Origin of the sequence: Roseobacter sp. HKCCA0434 (assembly GCF_032464675.1) — a bacterium.
In the GTDB taxonomy this organism is placed as follows: Bacteria; Pseudomonadota; Alphaproteobacteria; order Rhodobacterales; family Rhodobacteraceae; genus Pontivivens.
Genome location: NZ_JAWDKL010000033.1, coordinates 1 through 18457 on the forward strand (window position 1 = coordinate 1; position 18457 = coordinate 18457).

The following is an 18457-nucleotide window of genomic DNA, read 5'->3' on the forward strand; positions in this document are numbered from 1 at the left end:
ATGCGCGTCGACCATGCCGGGCAGCGCGACCAGCCCGCGCCCATCGACCTCGACCCCGGCGCCATCCGCGACCCGGCCCGCGGCCAGCGCGACCTCACCACCGCGCAGCGCGCCATCGCGCAGCACCTGCACCCCGGTCAGGCGCAGCGCGGTCATCGTACTATAGGGAAAATGGCGACCCCTGGAGGATTCGAACCCCCGACCTGATGATTAGAAGTCACCTGCTCTATCCAGCTGAGCTAAGGGGCCAGAGGGGATCAGTGCGTCCAGGCGCCGCGCCGGTCATGGGCGAAATTGTCGCCATAGCCGCGCGCGCGCACGTTGGGACGCCGCGATTTCGGCTCGATCACCTGATGGGGGATGCCGTGACGGCGGGCATAATCGATCGCCGTGTCCTTGTCGGCGAAGCGCAGCCGCACCTGCCCCGCCGTGTCGCCCGAGCCCTGCCAGCCCATCAGCGGATCGACCCGTTTGGCCTCGGCGGCCTCGAATTCCAGCACCCAGTATTTCGTATTCCCGGTGCCGGAGGTCATGGCATTCCGGGACGGCTTGTAGATTCGCGCCAGCATGGGTCGGCTCCGGTCGGTCATGGGTTCATCGGTTCTATGCGCAAAACGAAACGCCCGCGCAAGGGCGCGGGCGTCACGTTGCCATTAATGATGGCCTGTGTTTCAGTCAGCGGAGGCAACCATGAAGCCGCGCTCGACATTCGATTCCTGGCTGAGATACAGCCGGTCGAGATAGCCGGAGCCTGCGACGCCGACGCCGTCGGCAAAGCTGGTGGCGATCGCATTCAGCTCTGCCTCGGCAGGGCGCGGTGCGGACACGGCGACGAATGCGGTGAAAAGGGCGGCACTACAAAACAGGGCGTTGACGAAGGAACGCATAACTTACTCCACTGAAATATTTGAGATTTTTGTTTCTCGCTTCTGGGAATACAACGCCGGACCCCTCGGCAGGTTCCCGCCGAAACGTTTTTTTTCGCGATGTCGGTAAAAAAATGCTTGCACAGCAGGTTTGCCAGGCCCGAGCGGGGGAATGTGGGTGGGTGGTACCGCCCGGACCCGACATGTGCTGCTTGCCTCGATCAATCTAGCCCGCCAGACCTTACCGGCAACTGAACGCGCCCGTGCGCGCCCCGTGCGACCCCGCGCGCGATTGAAGCTCCGCCCGCGATCGCTATCTCTGCCCCATGCCGGAGAGATGCCCATGACCGATGCCGTAACCCTGCCGATGTACACCCGCCCCGAGCGCGCCAAGCTCGAAGGGGGCAAGCCATTCCGGATGAATACGGAGTTCTCCCCCGCCGGCGACCAGCCCACCGCGATCGCGGAGCTTGCGGCCGGCATCGAAGGGGGCGAGCAGGACCAGGTGCTGCTGGGCGCCACCGGCACGGGCAAGACCTTCACGATGGCCAAGGTGATCGAGGAGACCCAGCGCCCCGCCATCATCCTCGCGCCCAACAAGACGCTGGCCGCCCAGCTCTACGGCGAGTTCAAGGGCTTCTTCCCCGACAACGCGGTGGAGTATTTCGTCAGCTATTACGACTACTACCAGCCCGAGGCCTACGTCCCGCGATCGGACACCTTCATCGAGAAGGAAAGCCAGATCAACGAGCAGATCGACCGGATGCGGCACTCGGCCACCCGCGCCCTTCTCGAACGCGACGACGTGATCATCGTCGCCTCCGTGTCCTGCATCTACGGCATCGGCTCGGTCGAGACCTATGGCGCGATGACCCAGGATCTGATCGCGGGCCGCGAATACGATCAGCGCAAGGTGATGGCCGATCTCGTCGCCCAGCAATACAAGCGCAACGACGCCGCGTTCCAGCGCGGCTCCTTCCGCGTCCGCGGCGACAGCGTGGAGATCTGGCCCGCCCACCTCGACGACCGCGCGTGGAGGCTCAGCTTCTTCGGGGAGGAGCTGGAGAGCATATCGGAATTCGATCCCCTGACCGGGCAGAAGACCGGCAGCATGGACAAGGTCCGCGTCTACGCGAACTCCCACTACGTCACGCCGCGCCCGACGATGGCGCAGGCCATGAAGGGCATCAAGGCGGAGCTGCAGATGCGGCTCGACCAGCTGGTCAAGGAAGGCAAGCTCTTGGAGGCGCAGCGGCTGGAGCAGCGCACCAATTTCGACCTCGAGATGCTGGAGGCCACGGGCGTGTGCAACGGCATCGAGAACTATTCGCGCTACCTGACCGGCCGTGCGCCCGGGGAGCCGCCGCCCACCCTCTTCGAATATATCCCCGACAACGCCATCGTCTTCGCGGACGAAAGCCACGTCTCGGTCCCGCAGATCGGCGGCATGTACAAGGGCGACTACCGGCGCAAGTTCACGCTGGCCGAGCATGGCTTCCGCCTGCCCTCGTGCATGGACAACCGCCCGCTGAAGTTCGAGGAATGGGACGCGATGCGCCCGCAGTCGATCTTCGTGAGCGCCACCCCCGCGGCGTGGGAGTTGGAGCAATCGGGCGGTGTCTTCGCCGAACAGGTGATCCGCCCCACCGGTCTGCTCGACCCGCCGGTCGAGGTCCGGCCCGTCGAGATGCAGGTCGACGATTTGCTCGACGAGATCCGGCAGGTGGCGCAGAAGGGCTACCGCGTGCTCGCCACCGTGCTGACCAAGCGCATGGCCGAAGACCTGACCGAATACCTGCACGAACAGGGCATCAAGGTCCGCTACATGCATTCCGATATCGATACGGTCGAGCGGATCGAGATCCTGCGCGACCTGCGCCTCGGCGTGTTCGACGTGCTGGTCGGCATCAACCTGCTGCGCGAGGGGCTCGACATCCCCGAATGCGGGCTCGTCGCCATTCTGGATGCGGACAAGGAGGGCTTCCTGCGCTCCGAGACCTCGCTGATCCAGACCATCGGTCGCGCCGCGCGCAACGCGGACGGGCGCGTCATCATGTATGCCGACCGCATCACCGGCTCGATGGAGCGCGCGATCGGCGAGACGAACCGCCGCCGCGAAAAGCAGATGGCCTATAACGAGGAACACGGCATCACGCCCGAGACGGTGAAGAAGAACGTCGAGGACATCCTCGCCGGGCTCTACAAGGGCGATACCGACCAGTCGCGCATCACCGTCAAGGTCGACGCGCCGAAGGTGGGCGACAACCTCGCCGCCCATCTCGACGCGCTGCGCAAGGACATGATCAAGGCGGCGGAGAACCTGGAATTCGAGGAGGCCGCCCGCATCCGCGACGAGGTCAAGCGGCTGGAGGCCGTCGACCTCGCCGTCTCCGAGGACCCGATGATCCGCCAGCGCGCCGTGGAGGAGGCCGTCGCCGCCCGCGACGTCAAGCAGGGCCGCTCCACCGCCGGTCGCGGCGGCACGCGGGTCAAGCGCGGCAAGACGCAGAAGAAGTTCTGACGGTCACCGTGTTCTTCGTCACTGTCGGCGATCACTTCCTTCTGCAAGAAGGGGCGCGGGACAACCAGACGGATGGATACATGAAAAAGACCCTTATCGCCGCTTTGCTCTGCGGCGGCCTCGCAGGTTGCGCAGCGACCACATCGGACTTCACCCCGCGCATCGACAACACCTATCAGTTCGTCGGCATGTCGGTGTCGGAATTCGGGCGGTCTGATGAGCCGCAAAGTGGCGTCGCCTTTCGCATGTATCGCGTCGACGGGCAGGCTCATCTCTGCGGCATCAGCTTCGATCTGACGCCTCTTACCCGTCAGGCCGTGCGCCGCGGCCGGGTCTATTTCGACGATGAGCTGATCGCGACGCCGCTCGGCTTCCTGCCAGCGACCTCCTACGACAACCTGCCGACCGCAGAGGCACGCTGCATAAACACGGGCATCGACTGGAAGACCGAGTATGCCCGCGTCAGCCGCCTGCGGCTGGAGCTGCCGACGAGGATCGAAGTCCGCTAGGGATCGGACGCGGCGACCCCCGTCAAGGGGCCGCCGCAGATTCTCAGCTCGGCCGGTCGGAGCGCACCGTCAGCAGCACCAGGCCGCCCACCGACGCGCGCCAGTCCAGCCGCACCGAGGAGCGGTCGCCGCCTTGCTGGAACGCCACCGACGGGAAGCCGCCATCCCAGCCGCTCGACATGTAGTTGCCGGGCGCGAACGCATCGAGCGCCAGCGCCTCCCCGCCGAAGGGCAGGCGGCCATTGGTCGGCACGGTCCAGCTGTTGGAGGTCCCGAACTTCTGGTACGGCACCGAGGCCGGGTTCGCCGTCCGGATCGTCACCCGCTCGTAGACATTGCCCGAGAAGATCATGCCCCGCGTCGCACCGTGATCGAAATCCCCGCGGTCGTCGTCCACCCCGTCCACGCGCAGGATCGTGCCGCCGCCGATGGTCTTGAAGCTGTTGCCCATCACCGTGACGCCGTCGATCGAGTGGTTCGTCCCGATCGGCGCCAGCCGGATATAGGTGAAGTCGTTGCGCGTGCTCGAACAGGTGAAGATGTTGCCGGTGATCGACAGCGCCCCGTAGGCACGGGTCGAGCTGGGATCGGAATTGTGCTCGTCGGTCAGCTCGATGAACGCGTTGTCGCAATAGTTGCCGGTGAACACCGTCTTGCAGTTCTTGTTGGTCAGCACCACGCCGGCCGATCGCTCCGCGTCGAATGAGGTGGAATCGCCCTGCCACCAGTGGTTGCCGATGAACATGTGCCCGCCACCCGCGACCACGGCGAAATGCAGGAACTGCACGACTCGGTTGTTGCGGAACTTCAGGTCGTTCTTGTTGGTGTTGATCGCGATCGTGTGCCGGTCGCGCACCAGCTCGCCCGTCTCGCCCGACAGGAACTCGTTGCCGGTCAGCGAGATGCCGTTGCACCCCTCCCCGATCGAGGTGATGCCCCGGTCCGCGGGCCGGATGAACCAGCAATCGTGGATGTGCCAGGCCGTGCCCGCGCGCGGCAGCATGATGGCCGAGGCGCGCCGGTTGCACAGGAACTCCACCTGCATCACGCATTGCCGGTTGACGGAGGCGAAGCCCGAGAAGTCGAGCATGTAGCGAAAGCGCGTGAACGTATAGCTCTGGCTCGCCGCCGCGGCGTAGAGAGGCTGGCTCAGCACGATCCGCGCGTTCGGCACGTCGACCTCGCGCACATAGACCTCGCGCCCGACGCCGGTGCCGGTCACCAGGCTGCCGACCTCGATTTGCCCGATATTGCCGACATTGCTCAGCACCAGCGAGTCGTTCGGGTCATAGCTGGCGTTGGACGTCGCCGTGCTCGTGTTCCAGGCGGAGGACGACGCCGCATCCAGATGCCCGTTGCGGATCGTCCGCCGGTTGCCGTAGGTATCGCGGTCGCCGACCACCGCGTGCACGTCCACGGGCCGCGTCATGCGGATGCGCCGCCCGCACAGGTCGAGGCTGTCATGGTCGGTGAAGGCGTAGAGCGCCGCGATCGCGCGCTCCAGCGCCTCCTGCTCGTCTTGGAACGCCTCCAGATAGGTGTCGTAATCGTAGTTGAACGCGAAGGAGACGCGGCCCGGAGAGTTCGGCGCGATCCGGCCCGTGAACCGGACCTTCTCGTTCATCGTCAGCTCGCCCGCGATGTAGTAGTCGCCCCCTGGCACCAGGACATCGCGCCCCTGCGCCGCCGCGTCCGCCGCGTGGAACGCCGCGGTGTCGTCGGTCGAGCCGTCGCCCATCGCGCCGAAATCGCGAACGTCGACCCAATCCATCATCGTGCGGTGGAATTCCGAGGTCGCGTCCTCGATGCGGATGCTCTCGATGCGGACCGAACAGTTGTTGTCGCCCGTCAGGTCGATCCCGAAATGCGCGCCCGCCGCGTCCTGCGGCCAGATCATGTCCACACCGGTCCGGTGCCCCTGCCCGACGATGGCCGAAACCTCGTAGACCTGACCGTATTCCTCCAGGAAGACCTCCGCCCCGGTCGTGGCAGCCGCAACGGCGCTGCCGCCCTGATCCTGCACCCAAGCCGCGATGCGCACGTTCGGGCGGTTTCCGCCGACCAGCTTCACGCGGGCCGAGACGCGCAGATAGCAGCCCGGCGCGACCGGGCTCAGCCCGAACCAGCGCAGCTTCTGCACGCTCGCGATCTTGAAGATCTCCAGGCAGTCGCCGAAATCGGCGTCCGAGGCGACCAGCGCGGCATTGGGAGCGCCGTCATAGCTGGCCTGGCCGCTGCGCCCATCGGCACTGGACCACTGGTCGAGCCCGTCGGCGAAGGCGGGCGGCATCAGGTCGATGGCGTCGGTAACGGCCTTGTTCATGAACAAATCCTTTCGCCCGGCGCGCGCAGCGCGATGCGAAAGGTCGGTCATGACTATACAAGAGAGACACCCGCCCCGCGATCCGGGTCAGCAATCTCTTGAGGGAAAAACACGCGGCGACCGGGCCGCGCGTCCCCGTTCTGTCAGCAATTCGTTAAGATCGGGTTAAGCCCCGGCCCCCGCATCTGGCAGAAGCTGCACGCCGTTGATGCGCCAGACGCCCTCCAGCTCGATCAGCTCGTATTCTGCCACGTGCGAATTGCCGCGCGCATCGCCCAGGATCACCTGCTGATACACGGTTTCCCCCTCGCTCCGCGTCAGGCCGAAGCGCAGCGACGTGGGCCGCCAGACCATCGGATATCCCTGCCGCACCATCGCGCCGAAGCGCTCCGGCCCGCCGAACATGCGCTGGATCATCGGCGAGGCATGGGTGAACGCCCCGTCCAGATCCTCCCGCCCGAAGGCGTCGATCTGCTGCGCGATCACGTCGCGCACCGCCGCCTCGTCCGCACGCGCGGCGCCCGCCGCCAGACACAGGGCCATCAGACCCGCCAGAAACCACTTCATCGCAACCTCCCTCATGCCATCCCTTGCAGAATGACACGAAAGAGGTTTCGGGAAAGTTTCACGGCTTGCGGCAAATCCGCCCGACGCTCAGCCCTCGACGAAGGCGCCCTCCAGCGCCCGGTCGATCAGCGCCACCGTCTCCTCGACACCGTAGAGCGCCACGAACCCGCCGAAGCGCGGCCCCTGGCTCGCGCCCAGCAGCACCTCGTAGATCGCCTGGAACCAGGCGCGCAGCGGTTCGAACCCGTGCGCCTTGCCCACGGCGAAGACTTCCGACTGCAGCGCCTCCGCATCCGTCGGCCCGTCCCACGCCGCCAGCCGGTCGCGCAGGTCGATGAGCGCCGCCCGCTCCTGCTCGGTCGGCGCGCGATAGACCTTCGCGGGCTTCACGAAGTCGTTGAAATAACGCACCGCCCGCTCCGCCGCCGCATCGAGGCCCGGATGGCTCTCCGGCCCCGCCTCGGGCGCGTATTTGCGGATGAAGCCCCACAGCACCTCCTTGTCTTCGGCACTGGCCGCCGAGGCGAGGTTGAGCAGCATGGAATAGGACACCTCCATATCGCTTTCGGGCACGTCGCCGCCGTGGATATGGTGCGCGGGGTTGTTCAGCCGTCCCTTGCCGTCCTGATCCGCATAGGCGCGCAGGTGCTGGTGATACTCGTCCTCGGCCTTCGGGATCACGTCGAAATGCAGCCGCTTCGCCGTCTTGGGCTTCTGGAACATGAACAGCGCCAGGCTCTCGGGGCTGGCATAGGTCAGCCACTCCTCGATCGACAGCCCGTTGCCCTTCGACTTCGAGATCTTCTGCCCCGCCGAGTCGAGGAACAGCTCGTAGGTCAGCGTCTCGGGCAGCGGCTCGCCCAGCGCGCCACAGATCTTCTTGGCCTGGGTGACGCTGTCGATCAGATCCTTGCCACTCATCTCGTAATCGACGCCGAGCGCGGCCCAGCGCATCGCCCAGTCGGGCTTCCACTGCATCTTGACGTGCCCGCCGGTGACGGGGATCTCGATCCGCTCGCCGTCCGGCTCCTCGTAGACGATCGTGCCCTTCTCGGGATTGCGCTCCAGCGTCGGCACCTGCAGCACGTGGCCCGTCTTGGGGCTGACCGGCAGGAAGGGCGAATAGGTCGCGCGCCGCTCCTCGCCCAGCGTGGGCAGCATGATCTCCATGATCGCGTCGTAGCGCTCCAGCGCCCGCTGCAGCATCTCGTCGAACCGGCCCGACAGGTAGTAATCGGTCGAGGACGCGAACTCGTAGTCGAATCCGTAGCTGTCGAGGAACGCCATCAGACGCGCATTGTTATGCGCGCCGAAGCTGTCATGCGTGCCGAACGGATCGCGCACGCGCGTCAGCGGCAGGTTCAGGTCCTGCGCCAGCACCTCGCGGTTGGGCACGTTGGTGGGCACCTTGCGCAACCCGTCCATGTCGTCCGAGAAGCACAAGAGCTTCGTCGGGATGTCCGACAGCGCCTCGAAGGCCCGGCGCACCATCGTGGTGCGCGCCACCTCGCCGAAGGTGCCGATATGCGGCAGGCCGGAGGGGCCGTAGCCCGTCTCGAACAGCACATAGCCCTTCTCGGGCGCCTTCTTGGCGAAGCGTTTGACGAGCTTGCGCGCCTCCTCGAAGGGCCAGGCTTTCGACGTTTCGGCAAGGGCGCTCAAGTCGCTCATCTCTCTCACTCCGGAGTTGGAATCCGCGCACACCTATTGAGAGGCCCCCTCTCCGTCAATATATCCCCCGCGTCCAGACAGGAGAGAAACGTGACCGAAACGATGACCCCGCACGACGCGCTCGTCGCGACCATGATCGCCACCTCCGCCGCCGACGGCACGCTCAGCGACGAGGAACTCGACAGCATCCGCAGCATCATCTCGGTGTTGCCCGTCTTCGCGGGCTTCGACGCGAGCCAGGTGCCCCAGATCGCGGACCGGACGTTTTCCTTCCTCGACGCCGATGACGGCCTCGACCGGCTGGTCGCCACGATCGGCCAGGCCCTGCCCGGCCGCCTGAACGAGACCGCCTACGCGCTCGCCTGCGACGTCGCCGCCGCCGACGGCTCGGTCAATATCGAGGAACTGCGCCTCCTGGAGATCCTGCGCCACGACCTCGACGTCGACCGCCTGACCGCCGCCGCCATCGAACGCGGCGCCCGCGCGCGGCACGCGCGCTTGCCCAACTGATTGGCGCGCCACGCCCGCCTGCCCGATTGACTGGCACGGCACGCGCGCCTGCCTGACCGAGGCGAGCGGCCGAAAAACGATGAGGCCTCGAAGGCCGTATTTGTTGCGTGAAGCAGTCCAAGCTGGAATGGTTGGTTCATCCGAACCCTGTCCAGCCTGGATTGCCCGCCATGCAAGACCCTGACACGCCTCCCGCGTCACCGGATTCCGTAGCGACCACTCCCACCACCGAGGCCGCGCCACCCGAGCCACGCGAAAGCTTCCTCCGCATGCTCGACCGGCTGCGGAAGGAGCATCCGGTCTACTCCACCCTCTTCGCGCTCGCGACCTTCATTCTGGCGTGGTCCGGAACCAAGCTGCTCGACACCGGATATTCCTGGCTCTTCCCCGACGCGGCCGCCCTGCGCGCCGAAAATTTGCGGGTGAAGATCGACGAACGAACCTCGCGCATCGAGTCGGCGATGGCCGCGCTCAACGGGGCCGATACGGAAGAGGAAGTCCGCCGTCTGACCGCGACCATTCTGGACGAGATGGCAGCCCTGCGGCCCGACATAACCCGCTTCGCAGATGATGTCGGAAGCGTCACGGACAGGTTCGTCACGACGAAGAACCGCGATCTCGCAAGGGTCGGCATGTCCTCGCAGGAAGATTTCGTGCTGATGAAAGACGATGGGATCACCCTGTGTGCCGCTCGGTTCAATCTTGGGCTGCTCGACTTCAACACGGTGAACAGGGATGTCGGCATCCGCCTCAGCGGTCCCACCGGCGAAAGCGGCAACGGGTGGCTCGATCCGGGGGAGAGCCTGCGTCTCGACGATAATGGCAGCGCCGTCGTCGTGAGCTATCTGGGAATGATCAGCGAAGAAGGCCCCTGGCGCTTCAACTTCAACTGCCTGGAGGGCTGAGAGGCCATGACGCTCATCATCCACCGCAACGGCGACCGGCCGGGGAAGCTGGGGCCCGCCACCGCCTTCACGGGCACCGTGCTGATCGCGCCGGTGATCCGGACGCCGGAACCGGCCAGCATCCGCAGCGTCGAGGTCACCTTCGCGCCCGGCGCGCGCACCTTCTGGCATCACCACCCGGTCGGCCAGACCCTGCGCGTACTGTCGGGCAGCGGGCTCGTCGCCCTGCGCGACGCCGCCCCGCAGGTGATCCGCGCGGGCGACACGGTGTTCATCCCGCCCGATGTCGAGCATTGGCACGGCGCGTCGCCGACCACCGCCATGTGCCACATCGCCATGCAGGAGGAGCCTGAGGGCGAGACCGTCTGGCTCGACGAGGTGTCGCAGGCCGACTACACCCGCCCGCCCGAAGGCTAGGCGCCGCCCTCTCCACCCGTCGCCCCTCTCCCACCGGCGGAAGGGGGCCGGGGTGAGGGCCACGGCCCGACCGTCTGCAAGACGCGCCCCCTCGGCACAACTCCCGACCATCGCAACCAGCGCCCCCTCTCCCGCTGGCGGGAGAGGGCCGGGGTGAGGGTGCCCCTTCAAAATCCTACCGCACCCACGCCCCCGACGCCCGGATGCGCGTCGAGCTTTGATCCACCATCGGCCCCGTCACCATCGCCCAGACCGGCGGCGGCAGTCGCGGCAGCGCGGTCGCGGCCCCGTCCTCCAGCCGCGCATGGGCGAAGGTCCGCGCCGCGGGCGACAGCCCCGCGCGCACCTGCTCGCCGGGCCGGGCCAGCACGCCGATGGGCACGCGCGCGAAGATGCCGCGCCAGTCCTCCCAGCGGTGGAACCCGGCGAGGTTGTCCGCCCCCATCAGCCACACGAAGCGCACGCCGGGGCGCAGCGTAACCAGCCGCGCCAGCGTCTCGGCGGTGTAGCGCGTGCCCATCCGCGCCTCCACGTCCGTGATGTCGACCCGCGGGTGATCCATGATCGCCCGGCACGCCACCATCCGCCGCTCCAGCGACGCGGGCGCATCGGGCTTCAGCGGGTTGCCGGGCGAGACCAGCCACCACACCCGGTCGAGTCCAAACCGCTTCAGCGCCTCGTGCGTGATGTGCACATGCCCTTCATGCGGCGGATCGAAGGAGCCGCCGAGCAGCCCGATGGCTTGCCCCGAGGCGGTCGGAGGAAGATGAAGCGCTGTCATGACGGCGACATGAAGCGCGACGCGCCGTCGCGGTCAAGCATCGGCGCGCACCGCGTCCCCGATCGCGACCCGTCCCGGCACCACCACCTCGGCGCACCAGCCACCGTGCCCGCGCATCGCGGCATAGCCGCCGGGGCCGAGCGCCTCCTCCATCCGGCTGCACGGATGGCAGGGCACGGTCCAGCGCAGCACCGCGCCGCCGATCGCCACCTCCCGCCCCTTCAGCGCGTTGAGGTTGATCCCCGCGACCACGAGATTGCGGCGCAGCAGCTCCGCGCCGACCTCGCGCCCGGCCAGCGCGCCGATCACGGCCAGATGCTCCGCCTGGATCAGCGTCACCGCCCGCTTGCCCGGCCGCGCGTGGTCGCCCGCCAGCCCGTCCGGCCCAAGTCCGGCCGCCTCCACGACCGCCATCTCGGCCCGGCGGCCCCCGCGCAGCCCGATCCAAGCCACCCGCCCCGGCCCGCCGGTCCGCGCGATCAACTCCTTGAGCAGCATAGTCGCCTCCTCACGCCTGCCTCCGACCCGCTTCGGCGCGCTCTTGCGCATAGCAGATCGGACGTGTCCAATCGTGGTGATCACAGCAACTCGGAACCATCCCAATGAGCCAGAACCGCCTCGCTCTCCTCATCTTCCCCCTCATTTTTATCGGCCTCGCTGTTCCTACCGTGGCGGACCCCCGTGATAACGCTCATACGATCGTCGTGACCACGATGATGAGAGATGCCCTGTCCGCCTCCTCCGCACCTCTTATGCCGATCATGGAGCAGGCCATGGAGGCTCCCCTTGCCCAATCGGGTGGCACGCTGCGAGACGCCGATGCATTCTACGCTCTGATGGCAGAAGAATTCATCACCGTGATGGTCGAAATTATGTCCCAGCCGGTTATCGCGCTTTATCTTGACAGGTTCTCGCCGCTGGAACTGGCAGACATGGCCGCCGACCGAACCAATGAGCCTATTTTGGAAAATTCGTCCCGGTCATCACCCGTCATCGACTACATGGCACAGATGGACGAGGCCGCCACGCAGCAGGCCATGGCCGAAACCCTGCCACGCGTGGCGGCGCGGATCCGTGCCGAAGGTCTCGTGATCCTTGACGACGCCGAAGCGCAGGAGAGACTGCTCGACACTCTCTCGCCTTGAGGCCCATTCCCTCACGCCATCCGATTGCCCCTCTTGCGCAAAACCCTTATCTCCGGTGCCAAACGCGCATTCAGCTTACCGGAGCATTCCCATGGCAGCCTATCAGTACGTCTACCACATGGACGGCGTCTCCAAGTCCTATCCCGGCGGCAAGAAGCTCTTCGAGAACATCCGCCTCTCCTTCCTGCCCGGCGTGAAGATCGGCGTCGTCGGCGTCAACGGCGCCGGTAAATCCACCCTGATGAAGATCATGGCAGGCCTCGACAAGGACTTCACCGGCGAGGCTTGGGCCGCCGAGGGCGCGCGCGTCGGCTACCTCCCGCAGGAGCCGAAGCTCGACCCCGCGCTCAACGTGCGCGGCAACGTGATGGAGGGGGTGGCCTCCAAGAAGGCGATCCTCGACCGCTACAACGAGCTCGCCATGAACTATTCCGAGGAGACGATGGACGAGATGACGGCCCTGCAGGACCGCATCGACGCCGAGAACCTGTGGGACCTCGACAGCCAGATCGACGTGGCGATGGAGGCCCTGCGCTGCCCGCCCGACGAGGCCATGCCCGACACCCTCTCGGGCGGCGAGGCGCGCCGGGTGGCGCTGTGCAAGCTGCTGCTCGAAGCGCCCGACATGCTGCTGCTCGACGAGCCGACCAACCACCTCGACGCCGAGACGATCGCCTGGCTGCAACGCCACCTCATCGACTACAAGGGCACGATCCTGATCGTCACCCACGACCGCTACTTCCTCGACGACATCACCGGCTGGATCCTGGAGCTCGACCGCGGCCGCGGCATCCCCTACGAGGGCAATTATTCCGCCTGGCTGGAGCAGAAGGCCAAGCGGCTGGAGCAGGAGGCGCGCGAGGACAAGTCCCGCCAGAAGACGCTGGAGCGCGAGCTGGAATGGATGCGCCAGGGCGCCAAGGCCCGCCAGGCCAAGCAGAAGGCCCGGATCGACCGCTACAACGAACTCGCCAACCAGTCCGAGCGGGAGAAGATCGGGAAGGCCCAGATCGTCATCCCCAACGGCCCGCGCCTCGGCCAGAAGGTCATCGAGGTCACGGACCTGAAGAAATCCTATGGCGACCGCACCCTGATCGACGGGCTGAGCTTCTCGCTGCCGCCCGGCGGCATCGTCGGCGTGATCGGCCCGAACGGGGCGGGCAAGTCCACCCTCTTCCGCATGCTGACCGGCCAGGAACAGCCCGACGAGGGCACGGTGGAGTTCGGCGACACGGTCAAGCTCAGCTACGTGGACCAGTCCCGCGACGCGCTCGATGCCGAGGTCACGGTCTGGCACGAGATCTCCGACGGGCTCGACATCATCAAGCTCGGCGATGCGGAGATGAACTCGCGCGCATACGTGGGCGCCTTCAACTTCAAGGGCGGCGACCAGCAGAAGAAGATCGGCATGCTCTCGGGCGGGGAGCGCAACCGGGTGCACATGGCCAAGCTCCTCAAGGAGGCGGGCAACGTCCTCCTGCTCGACGAGCCAACCAACGACCTCGACGTGGAAACCCTGCGCGCGCTCGAAGACGCGCTGGTCGACTACGCGGGCTGCGCCGTCGTCATCTCCCACGACCGCTTCTTCCTCGACCGCCTGTGCACCCACATCCTCGCCTTCGAGGGCGAGGCCCATGTCGAATGGTTCGAGGGCAATTTCGAGGATTACGAGGAAGACAAGAAACGCCGCCTCGGGGCCGATGCGCTGGAGCCGAAGCGGTTGAAGCACAAGAAGTTCGTGCGGTAGCTTAAATCATCCTTCCAATCAAAGAACACACAAACGCCTTGTTATGATTGCAATATATTTCCATAGCAGATCTTACTAATACCCTTTGCGCACGATCTGCGCCGAGAGAGGCGTTTGCTTTCAACATAGAATCCACAGTTGCTGCGAAAAGCCTTTTTGAGGCTTTTCGTAATTCAACATCTTTATAGCTATTGGATATATAGTCAGAATATACCGGCAATGCATATCCCGGCCTCGATATGTGCCGCTTAATTAGCTCAGTCAAAGAACTTCGATGCTCCTTAAATATGTATGAAATGCCAACCTCAGGAGTCCATTCTAGGTAACTAATATAATTTGATACTGCTTGAAACTTCGCCAATTCCTTGTAGTTTCTGCTGCCCTCCAAGCTAGGGATAGCTTCATCCCTGACGTCAGCATCCAATACTGAAAAAATACGTGTATGCTCCGATACACTCTCATTAGCGAAATTTAGCATTCTAACTATTGAATTATAGGGTCCAGCTGGAACAATATTGACTACTGGCCAATTAGATATATCATCCCCCAAATTTGTATTAAAATAAAAGTTAAACATATAATCTACAATATGGGCTGCAATACCATCTTCAACGTATATAAGTATATCAGGCGATTTTTCTTCTCCATCAGCCATAGATTGCAAGGCGTAAGCAGGATAGCAATCTTGTCTGACTTCTGTGTTGTCACCCACGCGTTCAATAAAAAACAGATTATTTTTCCCAAATCTTTTTATTACACTTGGAGAATGCGTTGAAAATATTATTGTAAGATTCTTTTCACCGGCGACTCTCTTTAGATATTCTATCAACCTAACTTGCACCTTAGAATGCAGTGCCATCTCTATTTCGTCGATAATGACCAAAGATCCCTCCTTACAATCTTTGATCGATCGAATTAGCTTTAATACACATAGCTCGCCAAGGCCAAAATTTCTTTCTGAGTGGTATCGATTGCCTTGACTTTTTCTACCTTCTACTAAAAATACAAAGGCGGGATTATGCTTTCCCCTAGTAGTATTAACCATTCGTAAGTTTTCATATTTTTTTGTATTAAATATTTTGTTTGCATCAGACTTCAAATCGACATGAACGGCCTTTATATTTTTGGTATCAAAATCCTTTTCAGACGGAGTAATACGATCTGGGCTTGCTCCGATATATATTACTTGCGGATAGCCAAACTCCCTAAATATGTTTGACTTCGGGGTTGGCTCCCATCGCTTGCCACTATGGCGGTAGGTCACATGTCGTTTGCCGACAGTATAGCGTATCGCAGCCTCATCGAGGCTATCGAGATTCTGTGCATTTACCGATGCTGGGAATTGCGTTGCAAAAGCTTGCGGATTGCCGATACGCCTTAGACACCCAAGTAGCGTAGTTTTGCCGGAACCGTTCTCCCCCGCCACCAAAGCAAGACCAGGGCCCGGCAGGCGAAAGTAAAGTGACTTTATGCCCTTTAATCGCTCGATTTTGACTGACTTTTCCATACTGATCCCTGGATTTATTTTTACCTTAAATGCACTACAATGGCAGATCCATCAAGGTCCGGTCGTATTTCCCCTCGATCACCATCGCCTTGCGCGCCATCATCCAGGTGCGCAGGATCGCGTTCATCCGCGCACCGTAGCCCGTGCCCATCGCGCGGTAGAACTTCGCCACGTCCGCGTCGACGCGGATCGTCAGCTTCACCCGGTTGTGGCAGGGATGCTCGGCCTCGATCTCGTGCCAGGCCTCGGGGATCAGTTCGCGCTTGGTCAGCATCGCGCGCGTCTCGCGCAGCCAGTCGTCGAGCTGCATCGCCATCTCGGTCTCGGCGCGCAGCTGCGCGCGGGTCAGCTTGCGGCCGTTCTTGTCGTCAACGGGAAAGTCATCCATCGTTAATCCTTCGGGGTTCAATCGTTAATGCTCTGTCGTGAAAGCCCCAGTCTCTCACGCAAAGGTTAACGCGGCCTTGCCCGACGGCTGCCATACGCAAGCCATACGCGTGCCATACGCATGGCAGCCCCCCGAAATCGTCCTATCTGCGGGGAAGTTAACGACAGGAGGACCCCCCCGTGCGGACCGCTCTCACAGCCCTTGCCTTCCTGGCCCTCGCGGCCTGCGAGCCCACCTTCGACGTGCCCGAGGCGGATGCCTCCGGCCCCGTCCCGCAGACCGGCGCGGTCGCGGCCAACCGCTCCGCCGCCGAAGGCGAACGGCTGATGCGGCGGATCGCGCAACGCATTGAACCCGTTGCGGAAAACACCTGCCGGGCCGAGACCGGGCGCTCGGGCCAGTACTGCGATTTCCGCTTCACCATCGACGACAGCAACGACCCGCCCAACGCGTTCCAGACCATCCGCGACGGGCACCCGCTGATCGTGTTCAACACCGCGATGCTGCGCACCGTGCGCAACGACAACGAAGTGGCGTTCATCATGGCCCACGAAGCCGGCCACCACATCGCGGGCCATCTTGCCCAGCGAAATCAACAGGTTGGCCTCGGCGGTCTCGCCGGTGCCCTGATCGTGGGCGGGCTTCTGGGCGGCGATCCGCAGACCGGGGCGAATATCGGCAGCCAGGTCGGCGCGCGCGCCTATTCCCAGACCTTCGAGCTGGAGGCGGACGTGCTCGGCACCTACATCGCCGATCTCGCCGGATACGACCCGGTCGACGGCGCCGCGAGCTTCGCGCGGTTCTCCGGCTCCAACTCGCTCCTGTCCTCCCACCCGCCCGGCGCGCAGCGCTACAACACCGTCGTCGCGGTGGCGGAGCGGATCGAGCAGCAGCGCGCCGCGGGCCAGACTCCGACCATTCCGCGCAACTGATATTGCATCCGCGAAAGACCGGCATAGGTGCCCTTCACGATTTCTTAATCAGTGGAGGATACCTATGTCCCTGCGCATAAACGATACCGCCCCCGACTTCACCGCCGACACGACGGAAGGGGAGCTGACGTTCCACGACTGGATCGGCGACGGCTATGCCGTGCTGTTCAGCCATCCGAAGGACTTCACCCCGGTCTGCACGACCGAGCTCGGTGCGATGGCCGGGCTGATCGACGAGTTCGAGAAGCGGAACACCAAGGTGATCGGCGTCTCCGTCGATCCGGTCTCCGACCACCTGAAATGGAAGGCCGATATCGAGACCGTGTCCGGCAATTCCGTCAGCTACCCCATGATCGGCGATCCGGAGATGAAGGTCGCCAAGGCCTTCGACATGCTCCCGGCCGAGGAGACGGACACCGAGGGTCGCACGGCGGCGAGCAACGCGACCGTTCGCTCTGTCTTCGTCGTCGGGCCGGACAAGAAGATCAAGCTGTCGCTGACCTACCCGATGACCACGGGCCGCAATTTCGACGAGATCCTGCGCGCGATCGACTCAATCCAGCTGACCGCAAAGCACAAGGTCGCGACCCCCGCCGACTGGAAGCAGGGCGAAGACGTCATCATCACCCCCGCCGTCAGCGACGAGGAAGCGACCGAGAAGTTCGGCAGCTTCGAGCGGGTGTTGCCCTACCTGCGCAAGACCAAGCAGCCCGGCTGACCGCGGCGCGACCCGTCCCGCAAGCGCGGGGCGGGTGTTCACGCAATCGCGAGTGGACAACCCTGACGCGAACGCCATCATCCCAAGACTACTTTGGGAGGGGTTCATGACCATCAAGACTTTCACCGGCCTGCTGGCAGGCACGGCTCTCGTCCTCGGCGCATCCGCCTTCGTGCCGATGGGCACCGATGCAGGTGCCTTCGCACAGGGCAAGAGCGAGGAGCGCGGCAATGGCGGCGGCAACCGTGGCGGCGGCAACGGCGGCCGTTCGGACGATGACCGTGGCAACCGCGGCAACGGCAATGGCAATCGCACCGCTTCGGCGGACGAGGACGGCCCGCTGCGTCCCAACCAGCTGGGCCGCCTGAACGCGTCCAACGCCAACCAGGCCGCGATCGACGCGCATATCCGCAACGGCAACTTCAACGGCACGGTCGGCGCGCTGGCGCAATACCAGCTCGCCTCGCGCTATGCCGCCGGTGAAGAACTGAGCGAGATCGAACAGCAGCGCGTGGACGAATTGCTGGCCGCGAACGGCATCGAGACCTCCGACGGCACCGACGTGACGGTCGACATCGACGCCTCGCTGACCGCGGCCAACGAGATCTCGACCGAAAGCGGGATGGACGCCGTCTACGGCGTCGATGGCGCGACCGTGACCTGCACCGGCGCGGATTGCTCCGACACCACCATCGCCGCTCTGCAATCCGAGGTCGACGCGCAAGTGGGCGATGTCGTCGTGACCGACGGCACCGGCGACCTGCTGGCCGCGTCGGAGGAGCGTATCCTCGACGCCGCCCCCGACCGCAATCTCGGCGACCGCATCCTCGACACCGTCGCGGGGGCGCTCGGCATCGACCGCACCGCCGCGGTCGAGCCCGAGCCGACCGTGCCCGAGGGCGAAGTCATCGACGGGGTCTTCGTTCCCGCGGATTGACGCCACGCACCTG

The 18457-nt window shown here is 64.3% G+C and carries 19 protein-coding genes and 1 tRNA gene; 10 read left to right on the forward strand and 10 right to left on the reverse strand.

The features are described from left to right. Positions 1-172: 172 nt before the first annotated feature. From RX333_RS15615 to RX333_RS15625, 3 genes are all read right to left on the reverse strand, one after another. Positions 173-249, reverse strand: a tRNA-Arg gene (locus tag RX333_RS15615). 8 nt (positions 250-257) lie between these two features. After that, positions 258-569 carry an ETC complex I subunit gene (locus RX333_RS15620; protein ID WP_316015888.1) on the reverse strand — a complete coding sequence of 104 codons (312 nt, stop codon included), beginning with the start codon at positions 567-569 and terminating at the stop codon, positions 258-260. A 102-nt stretch (positions 570-671) separates the two neighbouring features. Beyond that, positions 672-887: a hypothetical protein gene (locus tag RX333_RS15625; RefSeq protein WP_316015889.1), complete on the reverse strand. Its 216-nt coding sequence runs from the start codon at positions 885-887 to the stop codon at positions 672-674. 316 nt (positions 888-1203) lie between these two features. Between RX333_RS15625 and uvrB the strand changes: the two genes are divergently transcribed. Continuing rightward, positions 1204-3387, forward strand: a complete 2184-nt coding sequence (uvrB, locus tag RX333_RS15630) for an excinuclease ABC subunit UvrB (RefSeq protein WP_316015890.1) — start codon at positions 1204-1206, stop codon at positions 3385-3387. An 8-nt stretch (positions 3388-3395) separates the two neighbouring features. Continuing rightward, entirely contained in the window at positions 3396-3896 is a 501-nt protein-coding gene (locus tag RX333_RS15635; protein WP_316015891.1) for a hypothetical protein, read from the forward strand. A gap of 43 nt (positions 3897-3939) precedes the next feature. Here the strand turns inward: RX333_RS15635 and RX333_RS15640 are convergent, their stop codons facing one another. The 3 genes from RX333_RS15640 to RX333_RS15650 all read right to left on the reverse strand — a co-directional run bounded on the left by RX333_RS15640 (position 3940) and on the right by RX333_RS15650 (position 8457). Continuing rightward, on the reverse strand, positions 3940-6219 hold the full coding sequence (locus tag RX333_RS15640; RefSeq protein ID WP_316015892.1) for a glycosyl hydrolase family 28-related protein: 2280 nt from the start codon (positions 6217-6219) through the stop codon (positions 3940-3942). A 165-nt stretch (positions 6220-6384) separates the two neighbouring features. Beyond that, positions 6385-6786 (reverse strand): DUF4864 domain-containing protein, encoded by a 402-nt coding sequence (locus RX333_RS15645; RefSeq protein WP_316015893.1) that lies wholly within the window; start codon positions 6784-6786, stop codon positions 6385-6387. Positions 6787-6873: 87 nt separating this feature from the next. Continuing rightward, entirely contained in the window at positions 6874-8457 is a 1584-nt protein-coding gene (locus RX333_RS15650; RefSeq protein WP_316015894.1) for a lysine--tRNA ligase, read from the reverse strand. 102 nt (positions 8458-8559) lie between these two features. On the opposite strand from RX333_RS15650, the gene RX333_RS15655 reads away from it, so the two are divergent. The 3 genes from RX333_RS15655 to RX333_RS15665 all read left to right on the forward strand — a co-directional run bounded on the left by RX333_RS15655 (position 8560) and on the right by RX333_RS15665 (position 10289). Next, entirely contained in the window at positions 8560-8967 is a 408-nt protein-coding gene (locus tag RX333_RS15655; RefSeq protein ID WP_316015921.1) for a tellurite resistance TerB family protein, read from the forward strand. Positions 8968-9074: 107 nt separating this feature from the next. Beyond that, entirely contained in the window at positions 9075-9872 is a 798-nt protein-coding gene (locus RX333_RS15660) for a hypothetical protein (protein ID WP_316015895.1), read from the forward strand. 6 nt (positions 9873-9878) lie between these two features. After that, on the forward strand, positions 9879-10289 hold the full coding sequence (locus RX333_RS15665) for a cupin domain-containing protein (RefSeq protein WP_316015896.1): 411 nt from the start codon (positions 9879-9881) through the stop codon (positions 10287-10289). A 175-nt stretch (positions 10290-10464) separates the two neighbouring features. Here the strand turns inward: RX333_RS15665 and RX333_RS15670 are convergent, their stop codons facing one another. Next, entirely contained in the window at positions 10465-11070 is a 606-nt protein-coding gene (locus tag RX333_RS15670) for a nicotinate-nucleotide adenylyltransferase (protein WP_316015897.1), read from the reverse strand. Between the two features lie 33 nt (positions 11071-11103). Continuing rightward, a complete protein-coding gene (locus RX333_RS15675) occupies positions 11104-11568 on the reverse strand; it encodes an MOSC domain-containing protein (protein ID WP_316015898.1) in 465 nt (154 codons plus the stop codon). Between the two features lie 104 nt (positions 11569-11672). On the opposite strand from RX333_RS15675, the gene RX333_RS15680 reads away from it, so the two are divergent. Both RX333_RS15680 and ettA read left to right on the forward strand, forming a co-directional pair. Further along, on the forward strand, positions 11673-12215 hold the full coding sequence (locus RX333_RS15680) for a hypothetical protein (RefSeq protein ID WP_316015899.1): 543 nt from the start codon (positions 11673-11675) through the stop codon (positions 12213-12215). A gap of 91 nt (positions 12216-12306) precedes the next feature. Then, the gene (gene ettA / locus RX333_RS15685; RefSeq protein WP_316015900.1) at positions 12307-13962 is read left to right on the forward strand and encodes an energy-dependent translational throttle protein EttA; all 1656 of its coding nucleotides are present in this window, start codon (positions 12307-12309) and stop codon (positions 13960-13962) included. A 1-nt stretch (position 13963) separates the two neighbouring features. Here ettA and RX333_RS15690 read toward each other — a convergent pair whose 3' ends face one another. After that, positions 13964-15469: an ATP-dependent nuclease gene (locus tag RX333_RS15690; protein WP_316015901.1), complete on the reverse strand. Its 1506-nt coding sequence runs from the start codon at positions 15467-15469 to the stop codon at positions 13964-13966. A gap of 34 nt (positions 15470-15503) precedes the next feature. Then, positions 15504-15857: a BrnA antitoxin family protein gene (locus tag RX333_RS15695; protein ID WP_316015902.1), complete on the reverse strand. Its 354-nt coding sequence runs from the start codon at positions 15855-15857 to the stop codon at positions 15504-15506. 179 nt (positions 15858-16036) lie between these two features. Between RX333_RS15695 and RX333_RS15700 the strand changes: the two genes are divergently transcribed. The 3 genes from RX333_RS15700 to RX333_RS15710 all read left to right on the forward strand — a co-directional run bounded on the left by RX333_RS15700 (position 16037) and on the right by RX333_RS15710 (position 18444). Further along, complete coding sequence (locus RX333_RS15700; RefSeq protein ID WP_316015903.1) at positions 16037-16789, forward strand: M48 family metalloprotease; 753 nt, start codon at positions 16037-16039, stop codon at positions 16787-16789. A 64-nt stretch (positions 16790-16853) separates the two neighbouring features. Further along, entirely contained in the window at positions 16854-17507 is a 654-nt protein-coding gene (locus tag RX333_RS15705) for a peroxiredoxin (protein ID WP_316015904.1), read from the forward strand. A gap of 106 nt (positions 17508-17613) precedes the next feature. Continuing rightward, positions 17614-18444, forward strand: a complete 831-nt coding sequence (locus tag RX333_RS15710) for a hypothetical protein (RefSeq protein WP_316015905.1) — start codon at positions 17614-17616, stop codon at positions 18442-18444. The last annotated feature ends 13 nt before the right edge of the window (positions 18445-18457 follow it).